This is a genomic window from Noviherbaspirillum galbum (assembly GCF_010974945.1).
Classification (GTDB): Bacteria; Pseudomonadota; Gammaproteobacteria; order Burkholderiales; family Burkholderiaceae_D; genus Noviherbaspirillum; species Noviherbaspirillum galbum.
Genome location: NZ_JAAIVB010000013.1, coordinates 66,467 through 86,221 on the forward strand (window position 1 = coordinate 66,467; position 19,755 = coordinate 86,221).

Sequence of the window (19,755 nt, forward strand, 5' to 3'; positions counted from 1 at the left end):
ATACATAAACGCACACTCCGCCGGGCCGCACTGGCCAGTCCTATGCCCAAGCGCCCCGATCAAAGAGAATATCCGGACTGGCGGATGAGGTTTTTCGCCGGCTCGGTGTTCAGGTAGCGCAACAGGGCCTCGGCCGCGGCATTGCCTTTCCCGCGCTGCAAAAGGATCGTCTCCTGGCGGATGGGGGCATGCAGGTTCGCCGGCACGATCCAGGCCGATCCTGGCTTGCGCTGGCCATCCTCGGTGATCTGCGACAGCGCGACGAAGCCGAGCTCGGCGCTGCCGCTGGCGACGAACTGGAAGGTCTGCGCGATGTTCTCTCCCAGCACCAGCTTGTCCTGCACCTCGCCGAGCACGCCCAGCGCGCGCAAGGTGTCCATCGCCGCGACGCCATAGGGAGCCAGTTTCGGATTGGCGATGGCGAGATGGGCAAAGCCTCCCTTTTTCAGCACCTCTCCGCGGTCGTCCACCATGCCGGCGCGCGGACTCCACAACGCCAGCCTGCCGACGGCATAGGTGAACCGCGTGCCGGCGACGCCCAGGCCCTCCTTCTCGAGTTTTTCCGGCGTCTCGGCATCGGCCGCGAGCAAGACGTCGAAGGGCGCGCCGTTCCTGATCTGCGCGTAGAACTTGCCCGTGGAGCCGGCGGTCATCCTCACCCGGTGGCCGGTTTCCTGCTCGAACGTCTCCGCCAGCTTTTTCATGGGCGTGGTGAAATTGGCCGCGACCGCGACCGCAACTTCGCCGGCGTGTGAGGCTTGTGTGGCCAGCAGGAGCAGGATGCAGACGAAGGACAGGATGCGTCGGATCATGATCCAAGGCCGGGCGAGGACCACACGACGTTCACCGGAAGCTGCACCGATCGTTCGCCGCTGCTGAACCAGACCGTGCCTTCCTGGATGGTGCATTGCAGCTGCATCGAGCGTTGCGCGAGTGCGGCCATGGCGACGCTGTCGGCGGCGGGAATGTTCAGCACGCGCAGGTTGCGGGCACGTTCTACCTTCGGCGCGACCTGGTCCCACCAGATCTGCCAGGTGCCGCCATAGGTCAGGACCACCACCTCGCCAGCACGGCCGCAAGCCTTCATGATGCGGCGGTCATCGGGCTGGCCGACGTCGATCCAGCGCTCGATCGCGCCGGTCAGGTCCTTTTGCCAGAGATCCGGTTCGTCGTCGGTGCTCAAGCCCTTGCCGAAGCCCAGCGCGTCGTCGGCATGGAGGGCGAAGGCAAGCAAGCGCACCATCATGCGCTCGTCGGTTTCGGAAGGATGGCGGGCGATGGTCAGGGCATGGTCGGCGTAGTAATGCCGGTCCATGTCGGCGATCTGCAGATCCGCCTTGTAAATGGTTGCCTTGAGAGCCATGGGAAAGAGGTTGGGATGGTGAAATCAGGAAGGCTGCATTAGACCCTGTCCTGCGGAATTTTGGAAGCCGCGCGTCCTCGCCTGGACCCTCGCCTTGAAGAGGCGTTCTCGCGGCCCCATGGCGGCAGGCGAGGTATGATGCCTTCCTTCTCAAAGCACCGGAGTAAATCGTCATGTCAACGACAGGCCCGTCAGTTTCCGACGAGGAAATCATTGCACGCACGCGGCGCTGGCTGGAGCACGCCGTCATCGGCCTGAACCTGTGTCCATTCGCCAAGGCAGTCCATGTGCGAGGCCAGGTACGCTATGTGGTCAGCCATGCCAGGGATCCGGAGGAATTGCTCGCTACGCTGCACGCCGAGCTCGAACACCTGGCCGACACGCCGCCGGAGCGTACCGACACCACCCTGCTGATCCATCCAGAGGTCCTGAACGACTTTCTCGATTTCAACGATTTCCTGGAGATTGCCGATGCCGCCGTGACGGCGCTGGACCTGGACGGCTTCCTGCAGGTCGCCAGCTTCCACCCGGACTTCCAGTTCGCCGGCACCGCCCCGGACGACATCACCAACGCGACCAACCGCGCGCCCTACCCCATCCTGCATCTGCTGCGCGAGGACAGCATCGAACGGGCGGTCGCCGCGATCCCGGACGCGGCCGACATCTTCGAGAAAAACATGGAGACGCTGGAGCAGCTCGGCCCGGCGGGATGGGCAGACTTACAAAAATTAATCTTTGGCAACAAATGATTGCACCCGCGACGGTTGAGTGCACTCAAAATGCTGGCAGCCCAAGGTGGTTACAATGCTTGACCTTACTCAATTCCGGCATTTTCCCCGCTGCAAGACGGATAAACTTTTAATTATTGCAACTTTGAAATAATTTTATTATATTGCAGACATGCAACACATGTCGTCGCGTGTCACTTCGCCTTTACAAACGCCGACATGAACGATTCGCAAAGCGGATCGTGCAGCATCTGCCGTCGGGCGCTTTCCCCTGTCATTACGCTATTGCGATTGGAACATTGAGCCATGACTAATCAACCAGACAACCCCAACAAAAGCACACGGCTTGCAGACCAGGTCGCCTACGACCCGAACAATCTGCTGGATGCCCTCATCGAAAAGCTCAACCTCAAGAACGATGCCGCCTTGTCGCGCGCGCTGGAAGTCGCGCCGCCGGTCATCAGCAAGATCCGCCACCGCCGCCTTCCCGTCGGTGCTTCGCTTCTGATCCGCATGCATGAAGTGAGCGACCTGAGCATCAAGGAACTGCGCATCCTCATGGGCGACCGGCGCGACAAGTTCCGCATCAGCGACAAGCAATTCAAGCCGAAGGATGGCGCAGGTGCCCAGGAAAACGATGGCATGGAAGAATCCGTCGGCGCCGACGCCGAGGAATGAACGGCGGGCAACCGGACCCCGTCCGGTTGCCGCCCTTGAGGTTCAGGCGGGGAATACCCCGGTAGACAGGTAGCGATCTCCCCGGTCGCAGACGATGAACACGATCGTCGCATTCTCCACCGTACTTGAAATCCGCAGCGCCACTTCACAGGCGCCCGCCGCGGAAATGCCGCAGAAAATCCCTTCTTCCATCGCCATCCGCCGCGCCATCTGCTCGGCCGCGGCCTGGCTGACGTTCTCCACCTGGTCGATCCGCGAGCGGTCGAAGATTTTCGGCAGGTAGGCTTCCGGCCACTTGCGGATGCCGGGGATCTGCGATCCCTCTTCCGGCTGAGCGCCGATGATGCGCACCTCGGAATTCTTTTCCTTGAGATATTGCGACACGCCCATGATGGTGCCGGTCGTGCCCATGGCGCTGACGAAGTGCGTGACGCGCCCTTCCGTGTCGCGCCAGATTTCCGGTCCGGTGGTTTCGTAGTGCGCGCGCGGATTGTCCGGATTGGCGAACTGGTCGAGGATGATGCCTTGGCCTTCCTTCTGCATCTGCTCGGCAAGGTCGCGCGCGTATTCCATGCCGCCGGTCTTGGGCGTCAGCATGATCTTCGCGCCGTACGCCGCCATGCTCTGGCGCCTTTCCTCGCTCAGGTTTTCGGGCATGAGCAAGACCATCTTGTAGCCGCGCATGGCGGCCGCCATGGCGAGCGCAATGCCGGTATTGCCGCTCGTTGCTTCGATCAGGGTGTCGCCAGGCTTGATCGTACCCCGCTCTTCCGCATGCTTGATCATGGACAGGGCCGGCCTGTCCTTCACCGATCCGGCGGGATTGTTCCCTTCCAGCTTGCCGAGGATGACGTTGTTGCGGCGCGCGGCATCGTCGCCGGGGAGGCGCTTGAGCTGCACGAGGGGGGTGTTGCCGATGGTGTCTTCGATGGTCAGGTAAGGCATGGCGGAGGGGCGGGATGCTTCAATAAAAACATCATTCTAATCGCAGTCTCTCCCAGGCGTTTGCCGCGCATGAAAACCATGCAAGAAAGCCCCGCGCGGGGCGGGGCTGGATCGTGCTTGGTTCGGGGCCGGAAACGGCAATCGAAAGGGCGGGTCAGCCCTTCGCGCGTTCCTTCATGGACGATTTGCGTCCCATGCCCTTGGCTTCCGCCTTGCCGGCGTCTGCGGGCGCATTCGCGAAGGACTTGCCGTTGACCGTCAGGCCGGCGGCCGACAGCTTCGCGGCCTTCTTGTCCTTCATTCCCTTGACGCGCTGCTCGAGGTCGCTCCAGTCCTTGAAGTCCCCTTTCTTGCGCTCGTCCAGGATGCGGGTGGACATGGCGGGCCCGATTCCCTTGATGCCGTCCAGTGCGGCCTGGTCGGCCTTGTTGACATCGACCTGGGCGAAGGCGCTTCCCATGGTCGCCAGTACCGTCGCTGCAGCGACCATCCATTTCTTGAACATCGTGTTTTCTCCAAAAGATTGCAAAGCCGACAACGTCGTCGGCAGCGCTTAAACGCTGCCCTCTTGGAGAGGTTGACATTTCTTCAACACAATATTTTTGCGTGGAAACGGAACCGGAAAGAGCTGAATGTCACGCGGCGCCGAACAATTCCTCGCGCGTGACCGTCGCCGTTCCGAGCTTGCCGACCACGATGCCGCCGGCTCGGTTTGCGGTGGCCACCGCCTCGTCGAGTGCCGCTCCCGCGCCGAGCATGGTGGCCAGCGTGGCAATCACGGTGTCGCCCGCGCCTGACACGTCGTACACTTCCCGCGCGATGGTGGGAATGTGCAGCACCTGGTTGGCGGTGTAGAGCGACATGCCTTCTTCGGACCGGGTCACCAGCAAGGCTTCCAGTTCGAGTTCGGCACGGAGATGCTGCGCCTTGCTGGTGAGCTCTTCCTCGCTTTTCCAGGAGCCCACGACCTGCCGCAACTCCGACTTGTTGGGCGTGAGGATGGAAGCGCCGCGGTAGCGCGAGAAATCGTCGCCCTTGGGATCGACGAGGATGCGCTTGCCCATGCTGCGGGCGCTGGCGATCATCTGGGTGACGTTGACGAGGCTGCCCTTGTTGTAGTCGGACAGGACGATGACGTCGTATTCCGGCAGCAAGGCATTGAACTGGGTCAGCTTGTTGCTCAGCACCGCGTCGCTCGGGGCGTTCTCGAAGTCGATGCGCAGCAGCTGCTGCTGCCTGCCGATGACGCGCAGCTTGATGATGGTGGGGATGGCGGCGTCGCGGTTGAGGTAGCTGCTGATGTTCAGGTCGGTGACGAGCCGCTGCACCACGTCGCCCGCCTCGTCCTGGCCGACCACGCCGAGCAGGCCGGTGCGCGCGCCGAGCGCGACCGCGTTGCGCGCCACGTTGGCCGCGCCACCCAGGCGCTCGTCACGTTTCTCGACGCGCACGATGGGCACCGGCGCCTCGGGGGAAATCCGGCTGACGTCGCCGAACCAGTAACGGTCCAGCATCACATCGCCCACCACCAGCAGGCGGGGCTCCCTGTCGAATGTCATGGCGTTCGTCTTCATGCGCGGGTATGCACCGAGCGACCGATGCCGTGGTATTCAATGCCGGTTTCCGCCATCACCTGCGGTTCGAAGAGGTTGCGGCCGTCGAAGATGACGGGCGACTTGAGCAGGGACTTGAGCTGGTCGAAGTCGGGGCTGCGGAAGGCCTTCCATTCGGTCACGATGGCCAGGGCGTCCGCATCGCGCAGGGCGTCGACCGGGTTGTCGCAGAAGCGGATGCGTTCCATCGCCTCGGGCCTGTCGGCGAAGTCGAGCTCGAGCACGCGCCGTGCCTCGGCCATCGCGACCGGGTCGTAGACCGCGGCGGTGGCGCCGGCATCGATCATTTCCCGCAGCAGGACGCGCGACGGCGCCTCGCGCATGTCGTCGGTGTTCGGCTTGAAGGCCAGGCCCCATACCGCGAAGTGCTTGCCGGCCAGGTCCTTGCCGAAGCGGCGGACGATCTTCTTGCCGAGCACATGCTTCTGGTTGTCGTTCACCGCCTCGACCGCGCGCAGGATGAGCAGGTCCTGGTCATACTCGCGCGCGGTGCGTTCCAGCGCCTGCACATCCTTGGGGAAGCAGGAGCCGCCATAGCCGCAGCCGGCGTACAGGAAGCTGTAGCCAATGCGCGGATCGGAGCCGATGCCGTGTCGGACCGCCTCGATGTCGACCCCGACCTTGTCGGCGAGGTTGGCGAGTTCGTTCATGAAGGAAATGCGCGTGGCCAGCATCGCGTTGGCGGCGTACTTGGTGAACTCGGCGGAGCGCACGTCCATCCAGAAGGTGCGTTCATGGTTGCGGTTGAACGGGGCGTAGAGCTTGCGCATCAAGCCGCGCGCCTGCTCGCCTTCCGGCGAATCGTCGCAGCCGATCACGATGCGGTCGGGACGCATGAAATCCTCGACCGCCGCGCCTTCCTTGAGGAATTCCGGATTGGACACCACCGAATACCGTACCGCGCTGCCGCGCGCGGCAAGCTCGTCGGCGATTGCGGCGCGCACCTTGTCCGCGGTGCCGACCGGCACGGTGGACTTGTCGACCACCACCTTGAAGCCCGTCATGTGGCGGCCGATGTTGCGGGCCGCCGCGAGCACGTACTGCAGGTCGGCGGAGCCATCTTCATCGGGCGGCGTGCCGACGGCGATGAACTGCACGTCGCCATGGGCCACGCTGGCGGCCACGTCGGTCGAGAAATGCAGGCGACCCGCGGCGCGGTTGCGCGCCACGATGTCGGCCAGCCCGGGCTCGTGGATGGGGATGCCGCCGCTGTTGAGGATGTCGATCTTGCGCGGATCGACATCCAGGCAGAAAACGTTGTTGCCCAGTTCGGCGAGGCAGGCGCCGGTCACGAGACCGACGTAGCCTGTGCCGATGATGGTGATTTTCATGGTGGTCCTTTGATACTAGGGCTGTCCCGCAGAGCGGATCAGGTCATGACGTTGAGTTCTTCGGTGCGCCGCGGCGGGTAGGTTTCCCAGCGGTTGCAGCCCGGGCATTGCCAGTAGAACTGGCGGGCCTTGAAGCCGCAGTGGCTGCATTGGTAGCGGGCGAGGCGCTGCGTGTAGCCGTGCACGATGTTTTGCACGAGCGTCAGTTCGGGCCGGACTTCGGGAGGCACGCGCATGAGGCGCGCTTCCAGCAGCTTGTCGAGCCCGAGCAGGGTCGGCGTGCGGCGCAGCTCGTCGCTTACCAGCTGGTTGGCGGCATCCACGCCGTCGAGTTCGATTGCGGCCTTGAACACGACTTCCAGCAAGTCGATGGATGGCGCTTCGGCGAGATAGTTCTTCAGGAGGTTGAGCCCTTCCTGCGGCCGGCCAACCGCGCGGTAGCCGTCCATCAGGCGCTGCGCCACGAGGGCGGCATGCGGCACGCTCTGGTGCTCGACCCGGCGCCAGGCAAGCAGCGCGGCCTCGACGTCGCCCTTGGCGAGATAGGCGTCGCCCATCAGCATGGTGGCGCGCACGCTCTTGCGGTCTTCCGCCAGGGCCTTTTCCAGCATGCCGAGCGCGGCGTCGGGATGGGTATGCACCAGTTCATCCTGGGCCAGCTCGCAATAGAAATGCGCGATTTCCTGCTGGCGCGATCCGGCGCCGGAATCCTGCAGCGACTTGGCTGCATCGATGGCGCGCGCCCATTCCTTTTCGCGCTGGTAGATTTCCAGCAAGGCGCGGCGGGCCTGCGCACTGTACTGCGTGTCGACCAGCAAGTTGAACGTTTCCTCCGCGCGGTCGAGCAGGCCGGCCTTGAGGTAGTCCTGGCCCAGCTCGAACTGGGAATTCACCTGATGCTCGGCCGGCAGGTCGGGACGCGCCAGCAGGTTCTGGTGCACGCGGATGGCGCGCTCGATTTCACCGCGCCGGCGGAACAGGCTGCCGAGCGCGAAATGCAGTTCGATGGTTTCCGGGTCGAGCTTGACGATCTCGATGAAGGCGTCGATGGCCTTGTCAGGCTGTTCGTTGAGCAGGAAGTTGAGGCCCTTGAAATAGCCCTTGGGCAGGCTGCGGGATTCCGACACCAGCTGCCTGATGTCGACGCGTGCGGCAATCCAGCCAAGCGTGAAGAAGAGCGGGATAGCGATCAGCCACCAGGTTTCGAATTCCATGCGTGAAATATTATTATCGAGTCGAAGATATGCCTGCGAAGGGGAACCTGAGTTGTCTGGCGCTACTTGGTGGCAACGCCGTCGGGGTGCGGCGGCTGGCTGCTGGCAAGACGTTTTGCTTCCTGTTCCTGCTCCATGCTGGAGATGGTCTTGCGATGCCGGTTCAGGTCGCGCCGATGGCGGAACAGCGTGGGGATCATGGCAAGCACGCCAAGGGTGGCGCCGGCGACGAAGAAGCCCAGCAGGATCAGCACCAGCGGGCCGCGAATCTCGTAATTGAAGAAAAAGCTGAGCGTGACGATTTCGGTATTCTTCAGGGCGAAGCCGAAGAACACGATGAACAGGATGACCGCGACGATCCGGAAAACGATTTTCATGGCGGGTTCCTTGTTATGTTCTGAATGCAGAGCCGGTCGTGACTCCAGGTTGGCCAACCGAAATTGTACGTGAAAGGGCAAGGGAATGGCTCGAGCGGGGCCTTGGCAAGCCTTTCTCAAAAAAAACGGCATCCGAGGATGCCGTTTTCATTTCCTTGAAACAACTCAGTCGTCCTTGATCGGCTGCCCAACCATGGCGTTCACGCGCTCCCGCAATTCCTTGCCGGGCTTGAAGTGAGGGCTCCGTTTTTCCGGGACCATCACCTTTTCCCCCGACTTGGGGTTGCGACCAATGCGCGGCGGCCTGCTGTTGAGGGCAAAACTGCCAAAACCTCGGATCTCGATGCGCTGGCCGGTTGCCAGGGCAGCGGCCATGGCATCGAGTATGGTTTTGACCGCGAAATCCGCATCCTTCGCAACCAGCTGCGGATAACATTCGGCCAGACGGGCGATCAGCTCCGACTTTGTCATTTACCTTGTCGACCTTATTGCTTGTTGTCGAGTTTTGCCTTGAGCAGCGCGCCCAGGCTGGTGGTGCCCGAAGCGGCGCTGGAGTCGCTCGACATCTTTTGCATGGCTTCCTGCGTCTCGGCATTGTCCTTCGCCTTGATGGACAGCTGGATGCTGCGTGCCTTGCGGTCGATGTTGATGACCATTGCCTCGACCTTGTCGCCGACCTTCAGGTGCGTACCGGCATCTTCCACGCGATCGCGGGAGATTTCGGAAGCGCGCAGGTAGCCTTCGACGTCGTCGTTCAGCTGGATCACGGCGCCCTTCGGCTCGACGGACTTGACCGTGCCGGAGACAACCGCGCCCTTGTCGTTCATGGCGGTGTAGTTGTTGAACGGGTCGCCTTCGAGTTGCTTGACGCCGAGGGAAACGCGCTCGCGCTCCACGTCGATCGCCAGCACGACGGCTTCCAGCTCATCGCCCTTCTTGAACTTGCGGACGGCTTCTTCGCCGGACTCGCTCCAGGACAGGTCGGACAGGTGCACCAGGCCGTCGATGTTGCCAGGCAGGCCGATGAACACGCCGAAGTCGGTGATCGACTTGATGGCGCCGCGGACCTTGTCGCCCTTCTTGTGGCTCATCGCGAAATCTTCCCACGGGTTCGGCTTGCACTGCTTCATGCCGAGGGAGATGCGGCGACGCTCTTCGTCGATCTCGAGAACCATGACTTCGACTTCGTCGCCCAGCTGGACGACCTTGTTCGGGGCCACGTTCTTGTTGGTCCAGTCCATTTCGGAGACGTGCACCAGGCCTTCGATGCCCTGCTCGACTTCCACGAACGCACCGTAGTCGGTGAGGTTCGTGACCTTGCCGAACAGGCGGGTGCCTTGCGGGTAGCGACGGGACAGGCCGGTCCAGGGATCGTCGCCGAGCTGCTTGACGCCGAGGGAGACGCGGTTCTTTTCCTGGTCGTACTTGAGGACCTTGGCGGTGATTTCCTGGCCGACGGACAGCACTTCCGACGGATGGCGGACACGGCGCCATGCCAGGTCGGTGATGTGCAGCAGGCCGTCGATGCCGCCAAGGTCAACGAACGCACCGTAGTCGGTGATGTTCTTGACGACGCCGGTGACGATGGTGCCTTCCTTCAGGGTTTCCATCAGCTTGGCGCGCTCTTCGCCCATGGAGGCTTCGATGACGGCGCGGCGGGACAGCACGACGTTGTTGCGCTTGCGATCCAGCTTGATGACCTTGAACTCCATGGTCTTGCCTTCGTACGGCGTGGTGTCCTTGACCGGGCGGGTATCGACCAGCGAACCCGGGAGGAAGGCACGGATGCCGTTGGTCAGGACAGTCAGGCCACCCTTGACCTTGCCGTTGACGGTGCCGGTAACCAGTTCGCCGGACTCCATCGCCTTCTCGAGCGCGAGCCAGGAAGCCAGACGCTTGGCCTTGTCGCGCGAGAGGATGGTGTCGCCGAAACCGTTTTCCAGGGATTCGATCGCAACGGTCACGAAGTCGCCAACCTGGACTTCGATCTCACCGTTGTCGTTCTTGAATTCTTCGATGGGGATGAATGCTTCGGACTTCAGGCCCGCGTTCACGACGACGAAGTTGTAGTCGACACGGACGACTTCAGCGGAAATGACTTCACCGGAGCGCATGTCCTGACGAGTGATCGACTCTTCGAACAGGGCTGCAAAGCTTTCCATGCCGGTATCTTGTTGTTGCGCAGTAGACATAAATGAGAAATGGGGTTTTAGCCAGCTGCAATCGGGTCTGCAAGAGATCGCGCTGGGTCAAGTTACTCAACACCCGCCAGGCATTGCGCCTGGACGGGCACCAATCGTCCTACGGTTGCGGTCCGGGATCGGAAGATGCGATCAGGACTGCTTCCTTGCCGCTGCATACCACTTGAGCACTTGCTCGACAGCTTCGTCAGCGGTCATTGCGGAAGTATCCAAGATATGTGCACCTTCCGCCGGTTTCAATGGGGCGATGGCACGATTGGAATCCCGGGCGTCCCGCTCCCTCAAATCCTTGAGAAGGTCTTCCATGTTAGCAGCAAAGCCCTTGCCAATCAATTGCTTATATCGTCTTTCGGCACGGGCTTCGACGCTTGCGGTGAGGAACACCTTGAGGATGGCCTGGGGAAAGATCACCGTGCCCATGTCGCGGCCGTCGGCGACCAGGCCGGGGGCCTTGCGGAAGCCCAGCTGGAGGCCGGTGAGCGCGTGGCGGACCGTGGGCAGGGCGGCAATCTTCGATGCCATGTTGCCAACGTCTTCGGCGCGGATGGCATCGGTGACGTTCTCGTTGGCCAGCCACATGGCGTCGCCGGCGAAGCGCACGGGCAGCTTTTCAGCCGTCTTGGCGATGCCGTGCTCGTCGCTCAGGGCGGTGCCATGGCGCAGCGCGGTCAGGGCCGTCAGGCGGTAGAGCGCGCCGGAATCTAGGTAATGGAAGCCGAGCCGGTCCGCCACCCGGTGCGCCACCGTGCCCTTGCCGGAGGCGGTCGGACCGTCGATGGTGATCACGGGAATGGCGGTTGTCTGCATGGCGGCGTCAGATCAGGTTGTTGTTGGCGATGGCGGCGAAGGCTTCGAAATAGTCGGGAAAAGTCTTCGCGACGCATTTCGGATCGTTGATCCGGATGGCGGTCCCGCGCCGCTCGCGGCCGTCGAGGGATGCCAGCGAGAAGCACATGGCCATCCGGTGGTCGTCGTAGGTGTCGATCGCGGCGGGCCGAAGCTCGGCGGGCGGCGTCACGCGCAGGTAATCCGCGCCCTCCTCCACCGTCGCGCCGACCTTGCGAAGTTCGGTCGCCATGGCGGCAATGCGGTCCGTTTCCTTGACGCGCCAGCTCCCAATGTTGCGCAGGACGCTGGGGCCGTCGGCGTACAGGGCGGCGACGGCGATGGTCATGGCGGCGTCCGGAATGTGATTGAAGTCGGCGTCGATGGCCTTGAGCACGCCGTTCGAGCGGGCCTCGATCCAGTTGTCGCCGAGGGTGATGGAGGCGCCCATCTGCTCCAGGGCGTCCACGAAGCGCACGTCCCCCTGGATGCTGTCCCGGCCCACGCCTTCGACGCGCACCGGGCCGCCGGCGATTGCGCCCGCCGCCAGGAAATAGGAAGCGGACGAGGCATCGCCCTCGACATGAATGGTGCCGGGACTGCGGTAGGCCTGTCCGGCCGCGACCGTGAACGCCTGCCAGCCGTCGCGCGCCACCTCCACGCCGAAGCGGCGCATCAGGTTGAGGGTGATCTCGATGTAGGGCTTGGAAATCAGTTCGCCGACGACTTCGATGACCACGTCCTGGTCGCGGGCCATCAGCGGCGCGGCCATCAGCAAGGCAGTGAGGAACTGGCTGGAGACGTTGCCTTTGACCTGAAGGCGCTGGGCGTGGAAGCGTCCGCGGCGGATGTGCAACGGCGGATAGCCGGGCTGGCCGGTGTATTCGATGTTGCCGCCGATGGCATTGAGCGCATCGACCAGGTCGCCGATCGGGCGCTCATGCATGCGCGCCACGCCATGCAGGGTGTAGTCGCCGCCGATCACGGCCAGCGCCGCGGTCAGCGGACGGATGGCGGTGCCGGCATTGCCCATGAACAGGTCGGCCTGGTGCACTGGCAAGGTGCCGCCTGTGCCATGCACGATGTAATCCTGGCTTTCGCCTTGCTGCTCCCAGCGGATGCCGAGTTTCTGCAAGGCCATCAGCATCACGTGCGTGTCGTCCGAGGCCAGCAGCGCGCGGATGTCGGTCGTGCCCTCGGCCAGCGCGGCCAGCAGCAGCATGCGGTTAGAAATGCTCTTGGAGCCGGGAAGCCTGACCGCGCCCTGCGCATGCATGGCCGGCTGCAGGTCGAGATGATGCGGATATTGCTTCATTAATCGCCACCTTGTCGATTCTGTTTCTCCGCCGCCTCGATGGTGCGGATCCAGTTGTGCCTGGCGTGCTGCGCGTTGGCGTAGACCGCTTCGATGCCGGCGCCGTTCGCTTCCGCCAGCAGGCCGCGCAACTGCACGAGGCGCGCCATGTAGGCATCGAGCTCGCCGAGCAGGGCCGCCTGGTTCGCCAGGGAAATATCGCGCCACATTTCCGGCGAGGAACCGGCGATGCGGGTGAAGTCGCGGAAGCCGCTGGCGGCGTATTGGAACAGCAGGTCGGCGTGGGGCTTGCGCGCGATGTCGTCCACCAGGGCGTAGGCCAGCAGGTGCGGCAGGTGGCTCACCGCGGCGAACACCCGGTCATGGTCTTCCGGGGCCAGGCGATGGATGATGGCGCCGCAGAGCCGCCAGGCCTCGGCGACGCGCTCGACATCCGCCGGGGCGTTTTCCGGCAGGGGCGTCAGCACCGCCTTCTTGCCGGTATACAGGTCGACGATGGCGGCTTCCGGACCGTTCTGCTCGCGTCCGGCGATGGGATGGCCGGGCACGAACTGCGCCACGCGTTCGCCAAGGGCGGCGCGGGCGGCGGCCACCACGTCGCACTTGGTGCTGCCGGCATCGGTCACGATGGTGCCGGCGTCGAGATGCGGAAGAATGGACGCGAGGATGGCCTGCGTCTGCGCCACGGGCGCCGCCACCAGGATCAGGTCGGCGCCGCGCACCGCCTCTTCCGGACGGGCGCATGCCGTGTCGATGATGCCGAGTTCGCGTGCCTTGTCGAGCGATGCGGCACTGCGGCCGACGCCGGCGACTTCACGCACCGCGCCGGCTTTCTTGAGCGCCAGCGCGAAGGAACCGCCGATCAGGCCGACGCCGAAGACCGCGATCTTGCCGAAAGCCGGGCCTTGCACGGTCAAGCTTCCGCCATCACCTGCCTGAGGGCGGCAAGGAAGGCCTCATTTTCTTCGGGCAAGCCGATCGATACGCGCAACCATTGCGGCAGGCCGTAGTTGCCCACCGGGCGGACGATGATGCCGCGCTTGAGCAGGGCCAGGTTGATGCGCGCGCCGGCGCCATCCTCGTTACCCACCTTGACCAGCACGAAGTTGCCGAACGACGGCACGTATTCCAGGCCCATCGCTTCGAAGGCGCGCGTCAGCTGCTGGTAACCATCGGCGTTCAGCTTCGCGCTCCGGCTCAGGAATTCCTTGTCGTTGAGCGCGGCGACCGCGGCCGCCTGCGCCAGCGAATTGACGTTGAAGGGCTGGCGGATGCGGTTGAGCAAGTCGGTAATGCCTGGCTGGGCGATGCCGAAGCCGACGCGCAGGCCGGCCAGGCCATAGGCCTTGGACATGGTGCGCGACACCAGCAGGTTGGGATATTGCCTCACCCACTGGATGGAATCGTATTGCTGCTCGGCGGCGAGGTACTCGTTGTAGGCTTCGTCGAGCACCACCACGACGTGCTGGGGCACGCTCTTTAGGAAGGCGTCGATGTCGGCCGCCGGCAGGAAGGTGCCGGTCGGATTGTTGGGGTTGGCGAGGAAGACCAGCCGGGTATCGGGCGTGATGGCCGCGCGCATGGCGGCGAGGTCGTGGCCGTAGTCCTTCGCCGGCACGACCACCGCCTTTCCGCCGACCGCTTGGGTGGCCAGCGCATAGACGGCGAAGGAATACTGGGCATAGACCACCTCATGGCCAGGCTGCACGAAGGCATGCGCGGCCAGTTCGAGGATGTCGTTGCTGCCGTTGCCCAGCGTGATCCATTCCTGCGGGACGCCGTATTTTTCCGTGATCGCCTGCTTCAGCTCGAAACCGTTGGCGTCCGGGTAGCGGCCCGTCTCTGCCATGGCGGCGATCATGGCCTGCTTGGCAGATTCCGGCATGCCGAGCGGATTCTCATTGGACGCCAGCTTGACGATTCTGGACTCGTCGAGCCCGAACTCGCGGGCGACTTCCGAGATGGGTTTGCCGCCCTGGTAAGGGGCGATGGCGCGAACGTAATCAGGACCGAATTGAAGAGACATGGCGTGTTCTGTCTAAAGTTGGTTTATCTGGTCGGCTTGCCTTTCACGCCGTTATCGCGGGCGGGAAAGGCAAATCGTTCCGGCAGGCCCAGGACCTGCTACAACGTTACCGGGTAGGAACCGAGAACCCGGAAGAAGGGGGCATTCTGCTTGAGCGCGTCGAGGGCCTTGCTCACATGATCCTCGGCGGAATGGCCTTCCACGTCGACGTAGAAGTAATACTCCCAGGTGCCGATCCGTGCAGGACGGGACTCGAAGCGGGTCATTGACACCCCGTGCTGGGCCAGCGGGGCCAGCATGTTGTACACCGCGCCGGCCTTGTTGGGCACGGCCAGCACCAGCGAGGTCAGGTCCTTGCCGCTCGGGCCCGGCTGCAGGCGGCCAATGATGGCGAAGCGGGTGCGGTTGTGCGGGTCATCCTGCACGTGGGCCTTGACGACGCCGAGGTTGTAGCGCTCGCCGGCGATCTCGCTCGCAATGGCGGCGACCGTCTGGTCCTCGGCGGCCAGGCGCGCGGCCTCGCCGTTCGAAAAGATGGCTTGGCGCTCGACGTTCGGATAATTCTGGTTGAGCCAGACCTGGCACTGCGCCAGGGTCTGCGAATGCGCAAGGATGCGCGTCACCCCGTTCATCGTGCCGCTCTTGCTCATCAGGCTGTGATGGATGGGAATGGACAGCGTGCCGCTGATGGACAAGGTGGTCTGGAGCAACAGGTCGAGCGTGCGGTTGATCGCCCCTTCCGAGGAGTTTTCGACCGGCACCACGCCGAAATCGGCGGTCCCGGCTTCGGTGGCGCGGAAGACTTCATCGATGGAGGCGCAGGGCAGGCCTTCGACCGCGTGGCCGAACTGCTTGTACACCGCCTGTTCGCTGAAGGTGCCTGCCGGTCCGAGGTAGGCCACGATGACGCGCCGCTCCAGGGCGCGGCAGCAGGACATGATCTCGCGGAAGATGGTCTGCACGGCCACGCTGGCCAGCGGACCGGGGTTCCGGTCGGCCACCTTGCGCAGGACCTGCGCTTCGCGTTCCGGCCGGAAGACCGGGGCGTTGGTCTCGGCTTTGACATGCCCGACTTCCTGGGCGACGCGGGCGCGCTGGTTGAGCAGGTCGAGGATCTGCGCGTCGATGGAATCGATGCGTTCGCGCAGGGGCTTGAGTTTGTCGTCGGTGTTCATGAGCGATCTTGGGTCGATGGCAGGGGGTTGCCGCCAGGCCTTGCCGCGCGCCTCTCCGGTCTGCCGGAGCGGCAAGTGCGCGGCGGGACGGGCCGCGCACCGCGTCAGCCGTGCTTCTTTTCGAATTCCTTCATGTAATCGATGAGGGCCTGCACCCCTTCGATCGGCATCGCGTTGTAGATCGATGCCCGCATGCCACCGACGGACTTGTGGCCCTTCAGCTGCACCATGCCGCGCTCCTTGGCGCCGGCGAGGAACGACTCGTTCAGTGATTCATCGTTCAGGAAGAACGGCACGTTCATGCGCGAACGGCAATCCCTGGCGATGGTGTTGCGGTAGAACCCGGTCGAGTCGAGGTAGCCGTACAGCATTTCCGACTTGGCCAGGGCGCGCCTTTCCATCTCGGCCACGCCGCCCTGGCGCTTGAGCCACTGGAACACGAGTCCGGCGATGTAGATGCCGTAGGTCGGCGGCGTGTTGTACATGGACTGGTTCTCCGCGACCAGCTTCCAGTCGAAGGCGGACGGGCAGATCGGCAAGGCCTTGCCGACCAGGTCGTCGCGCACCACCACGATGGTCACGCCGGCCGGGCCGATGTTCTTTTGCGCGCCGCCGAAGATGACGCCGTATTTCGAAACGTCGACCGGGCGCGACAGGATGTGCGAGGACATGTCGGCAACCAGCGGCGCGCCGTTGGTATCGGCGGCGACATCGGGCACGTACTGGAATTCCACGCCGTCGATGGTTTCGTTGGTGCAGATGTGCACGTAGGCGGCGTCCTTCGACAGCTTCCAGGTGTCGCGCGCGGGGATCGCGGTGAATTTAGCGTCCTTGGACGAGGCGGCGACATTGACGTTGCCGTACTTCTTCGCCTCGTTGAGCGACTTGGTGGACCAGGACCCGGTCTGGATGAAGTCCACCGTCGCGGGTTGTTCCTTGCGGCCCAGCAGGTTGAGCGGCACGATCGCGTTCTCGCCCAGCCCGCCGCCCTGCAGGAACAGGATGTGGTAATTCGCCGGCACGTTCAGCAGTTCGCGGAAGTCGCGCTCCGCCTCCTCGTAGATGGAAATGAATTCCTTGCCGCGATGGCTCATTTCCATGACGGACATGCCGCTGCCGTGCCAGTCGAGCATTTCGCCGGCGGCCTGCTTCAGCACTTCTTCCGGCAGCATGGCCGGGCCGGCGGAAAAATTGTAGATGCGGGTCATTCCGCCTCCGTGCCTTCTCCGGCGGCACCGGTTGCGTCGGTTGCGTCGGTTGCGTCGGTTGCGTCGGTTGCGTCGGTTGCATCGGTTACGTCGGAGCCACCTGCCTCGCCGGACGATTCCGCCGCCTCGATCGCCGCCACCTCGTCTTCCACGTCGCTCTCGACGATGCGCTGCAGGCCGGACAGCTTGGTGCCGTCCTCCACCGCGATCAGGGTCACGCCCTGGGTCGCGCGGCCCATCTCGCGGATCTCCGAGACGCGGGTGCGGATCAGCACGCCGCCGGTGGTGATGAGCATGATTTCATGGCGCGGCTCGACCAGCGTGGCAGCCACGACCTTGCCGTTTCGCTCGCTGGTGGAAATGGCGATCATGCCCTTGGTGCCGCGGCCGTGGCGGGTGTACTCGGTGATCGGGGTGCGCTTGCCGAAGCCGTTCTCGGTCGCGGTCAGCACCGACTGCTGCTCGTTCTCGGCCACCAGCAGCGCGATGACCTGCTGGCCTTCGTCCAGGCTCATGCCGCGCACGCCGCGCGCGGTGCGGCCCATTGGTCGCACGTCATTTTCGTCGAAGCGCACCGCCTTGCCGGAATCGGAGAACAACATGACATCGTGCTTGCCATCGGTCAGCGCCGCGCCGATCAGGAAGTCGCCTTCGTCGAGGTCGACCGCGATGATGCCGGCCTTGCGCGGATTGCTGAATTCGGTCAGCGAAGTCTTCTTCACCGTACCCAGGCTGGTCGCCATGAAGACGTAGCGGTCCTCGGGGAAGGTGCGGTTCTCGCCGGACAGCGGCAGCACGACGGTGATCTTCTCGCCGTCCTGCAGCGGGAACATGTTGACGATGGGCTTGCCGCGCGAATTGCGCGATCCCTGCGGCACTTCCCAGACCTTCAGCCAGTACATGCGGCCGCGGTTGGAGAAGCACAGAATGTAGTCGTGGGTGTTGGCGATGAAGAGCTGGTCGATCCAGTCGTCTTCCTTGGTCGCCATCGCCTGCTTGCCTCGTCCGCCGCGCTTCTGCGCGCGGTATTCGGATACCGGCTGCGACTTCATGTAGCCGGCGTGCGAGAGCGTGACCACCATGTCCTGCGGCGTGATCAGGTCTTCGGTGCCGAGGTCGGTCGGGTTGAGCTCGATGGTCGAGCGGCGGCCGTCCTTGTCGGGATTGCCGTAGTCGTTCTTGGCGGAATTGAGCTCGTCGGAAATGATCGCGGTGACGCGCTCCGGGCGGGCCAGGATGTCGAGCAAATCGGCAATCTGCGCCATGACTTCTTTGTATTCGTTGACGATCTTGTCCTGCTCCAGCCCGGTGAGGCGCTGCAGGCGCATCTGCAGGATTTCCTGGGCCTGCTCGTCGGACAGCCGGTACATGCCGTCCGCCTGGATGCCGTAGTGCTTGGGCAGGTTCTCGGGACGAAAGGCCTCGATGCCGCCAGCGTTTTCCGCGCCGGTGCGGGACAGCATTTCACGCACCAGGGACGAATCCCAGGAGCGCGCCATCAGCTCGGACTTGGCGATCGGCGGCGTCGGGGCCGCGCGGATGATGGCGATGAAGTCGTCGATGTTGGCCAGCGCCACGGCCAGGCCTTCCAGCACGTGGCCGCGCTCGCGCGCCTTGCGCAGTTCGAACACCGTACGGCGGGTGACGACCTCGCGGCGGTGCGAGAGGAAGCACTCCAGCATCTGCTTCAGGTTCAGCAGCTTGGGCTGGCCATCGACCAGCGCCACCATGTTCATGCCGAAGGTGTCCTGCAGCTGGGTTTGCTTGTAGAGGTTGTTGAGGACCACCTCGCCGACTTCGCCGCGCTTGAGCTCGATGACCACGCGCATGCCCGACTTGTCGGACTCGTCGCGGATGTCGGAAATGCCTTCCAGCTTCTTGTCGCGCACCAGCTCGGCGATGCGCTCGAGCAGGGACTTCTTGTTGACCTGGTAGGGCAGCTCGTCGACGATGATCGCGGTGCGGCCTTCCTTGCCGTATTCCTCGAAGTGGGTCTTGGCTCGCATCACCACCCGGCCGCGGCCGGTGCGGTAGCCGTCGCGCACGCCGGACACGCCGTAGATGATGCCGGCGGTCGGAAAATCGGGTGCGGGGACGATCTCGATCAGTTCGTCCACCGTGCAGTCGGGGGTGCGCAGCACGTGCAGGGCGCCGTCGATGACCTCGGTGATATTGTGGGGCGGAATGTTGGTCGCCATGCCGACCGCGATGCCCGAGGAACCATTGATCAGCAGGTTGGGAATGCGCGTCGGGAGCACCGACGGCTCCTTTTCCTTGCCGTCGTAGTTGGGAACAAAGTCGACGGTGTCCTTCTCAATGTCGGCGAGGAGTTCGCCGGCGATCTTGTCCAGGCGGCACTCGGTGTAGCGCATCGCCGCGGCGTTGTCGCCGTCGATGGAGCCGAAGTTGCCCTGGCCGTCGACGAGGGTGTAGCGCAGGGAAAAGTCCTGGGCCATGCGCACCAGGGTGTCGTAGATCGCCTGGTCGCCGTGCGGGTGGTACTTACCCATGACCTCGCCGACCACGCGCGCGCACTTGACATAGGGCCGGTTCCACACGTTGTTCGTCTCGTGCATGGCAAACAGCACGCGGCGGTGCACTGGCTTCAGGCCGTCCCGCACGTCAGGGAGGGCCCGGCCCACGATCACGCTCATCGCGTAATCGAGGTAGCTCTTGCGCATCTCTTCTTCGAGGGAAATCGGTATTGTCTCTTTGGCGAACTGATCCATTGGCGGGTCGACTTGTCTGGGCTGAAG

19 protein-coding genes are annotated in these 19,755 nt (G+C 63.8%); 2 read left to right on the top strand and 17 right to left on the bottom strand.

Going from position 1 to position 19,755, the window contains the following annotated elements:
- Positions 1-59 precede the first annotated feature (59 nt).
- Both modA and G3574_RS05915 read right to left on the bottom strand, forming a co-directional pair.
- Positions 60-812 carry a molybdate ABC transporter substrate-binding protein gene (gene modA, locus G3574_RS05910; RefSeq protein WP_163961099.1) on the bottom strand — a complete coding sequence of 251 codons (753 nt, stop codon included), beginning with the start codon at positions 810-812 and terminating at the stop codon, positions 60-62.
- Positions 809-1,363, bottom strand: coding sequence for a YaeQ family protein (locus tag G3574_RS05915; protein ID WP_163961100.1), 555 nt, complete (start codon positions 1,361-1,363; stop codon positions 809-811). Before G3574_RS05915 ends, modA begins: the two co-directional genes overlap by 4 nt.
- 173 nt (positions 1,364-1,536) lie before the next feature.
- Between G3574_RS05915 and G3574_RS05920 the strand changes: the two genes are divergently transcribed.
- Both G3574_RS05920 and G3574_RS05925 read left to right on the top strand, forming a co-directional pair.
- Positions 1,537-2,112, top strand: a complete 576-nt coding sequence (locus G3574_RS05920; RefSeq protein WP_163961101.1) for a DUF1415 domain-containing protein — start codon at positions 1,537-1,539, stop codon at positions 2,110-2,112.
- Between the two features lie 285 nt (positions 2,113-2,397).
- A complete protein-coding gene (locus tag G3574_RS05925; RefSeq protein WP_163961102.1) occupies positions 2,398-2,769 on the top strand; it encodes a hypothetical protein in 372 nt (123 codons plus the stop codon).
- Positions 2,770-2,811: 42 nt separating this feature from the next.
- Here the strand turns inward: G3574_RS05925 and cysM are convergent, their stop codons facing one another.
- From cysM to gyrA, 15 genes are all read right to left on the bottom strand, one after another.
- Entirely contained in the window at positions 2,812-3,714 is a 903-nt protein-coding gene (cysM, locus tag G3574_RS05930) for a cysteine synthase CysM (protein ID WP_163961103.1), read from the bottom strand.
- A 154-nt stretch (positions 3,715-3,868) separates the two neighbouring features.
- Positions 3,869-4,219 (bottom strand): ComEA family DNA-binding protein, encoded by a 351-nt coding sequence (locus tag G3574_RS05935; protein WP_163961104.1) that lies wholly within the window; start codon positions 4,217-4,219, stop codon positions 3,869-3,871.
- Between the two features lie 130 nt (positions 4,220-4,349).
- Positions 4,350-5,273 carry a D-glycero-beta-D-manno-heptose-7-phosphate kinase gene (gene rfaE1 / locus G3574_RS05940; RefSeq protein ID WP_235953083.1) on the bottom strand — a complete coding sequence of 308 codons (924 nt, stop codon included), beginning with the start codon at positions 5,271-5,273 and terminating at the stop codon, positions 4,350-4,352.
- Positions 5,274-5,284: 11 nt separating this feature from the next.
- Positions 5,285-6,658: a UDP-glucose dehydrogenase family protein gene (locus G3574_RS05945; protein WP_163961106.1), complete on the bottom strand. Its 1,374-nt coding sequence runs from the start codon at positions 6,656-6,658 to the stop codon at positions 5,285-5,287.
- A 38-nt stretch (positions 6,659-6,696) separates the two neighbouring features.
- Positions 6,697-7,872, bottom strand: a complete 1,176-nt coding sequence (gene lapB / locus G3574_RS05950; RefSeq protein WP_163961107.1) for a lipopolysaccharide assembly protein LapB — start codon at positions 7,870-7,872, stop codon at positions 6,697-6,699.
- Between the two features lie 62 nt (positions 7,873-7,934).
- Positions 7,935-8,249, bottom strand: a complete 315-nt coding sequence (locus tag G3574_RS05955; protein WP_163961108.1) for a LapA family protein — start codon at positions 8,247-8,249, stop codon at positions 7,935-7,937.
- A 165-nt stretch (positions 8,250-8,414) separates the two neighbouring features.
- Positions 8,415-8,720 (bottom strand): integration host factor subunit beta, encoded by a 306-nt coding sequence (locus G3574_RS05960; protein ID WP_163961109.1) that lies wholly within the window; start codon positions 8,718-8,720, stop codon positions 8,415-8,417.
- 14 nt (positions 8,721-8,734) lie between these two features.
- Positions 8,735-10,441, bottom strand: coding sequence for a 30S ribosomal protein S1 (gene rpsA / locus G3574_RS05965; RefSeq protein ID WP_163961110.1), 1,707 nt, complete (start codon positions 10,439-10,441; stop codon positions 8,735-8,737).
- 141 nt (positions 10,442-10,582) lie between these two features.
- Complete coding sequence (cmk, locus tag G3574_RS05970; RefSeq protein WP_163961111.1) at positions 10,583-11,257, bottom strand: (d)CMP kinase; 675 nt, start codon at positions 11,255-11,257, stop codon at positions 10,583-10,585.
- 7 nt (positions 11,258-11,264) lie between these two features.
- Positions 11,265-12,590 carry a 3-phosphoshikimate 1-carboxyvinyltransferase gene (aroA, locus tag G3574_RS05975; protein ID WP_163961112.1) on the bottom strand — a complete coding sequence of 442 codons (1,326 nt, stop codon included), beginning with the start codon at positions 12,588-12,590 and terminating at the stop codon, positions 11,265-11,267.
- Positions 12,590-13,507, bottom strand: coding sequence for a prephenate dehydrogenase (locus G3574_RS05980; RefSeq protein WP_205609674.1), 918 nt, complete (start codon positions 13,505-13,507; stop codon positions 12,590-12,592). The genes aroA and G3574_RS05980 overlap by 1 nt, the downstream gene beginning before the upstream one ends.
- A complete protein-coding gene (gene hisC, locus G3574_RS05985) occupies positions 13,504-14,616 on the bottom strand; it encodes a histidinol-phosphate transaminase (protein WP_163961113.1) in 1,113 nt (370 codons plus the stop codon). Before hisC ends, G3574_RS05980 begins: the two co-directional genes overlap by 4 nt.
- A gap of 98 nt (positions 14,617-14,714) precedes the next feature.
- Positions 14,715-15,791 (bottom strand): prephenate dehydratase, encoded by a 1,077-nt coding sequence (gene pheA, locus G3574_RS05990; RefSeq protein WP_163961114.1) that lies wholly within the window; start codon positions 15,789-15,791, stop codon positions 14,715-14,717.
- Between the two features lie 104 nt (positions 15,792-15,895).
- A complete protein-coding gene (gene serC / locus G3574_RS05995; RefSeq protein WP_163961115.1) occupies positions 15,896-16,999 on the bottom strand; it encodes a 3-phosphoserine/phosphohydroxythreonine transaminase in 1,104 nt (367 codons plus the stop codon).
- The gene (gene gyrA, locus G3574_RS06000) at positions 16,996-19,728 is read right to left on the bottom strand and encodes a DNA gyrase subunit A (protein WP_163961116.1); all 2,733 of its coding nucleotides are present in this window, start codon (positions 19,726-19,728) and stop codon (positions 16,996-16,998) included. The genes serC and gyrA overlap by 4 nt, the downstream gene beginning before the upstream one ends.
- Positions 19,729-19,755: the final 27 nt, after the last annotated feature.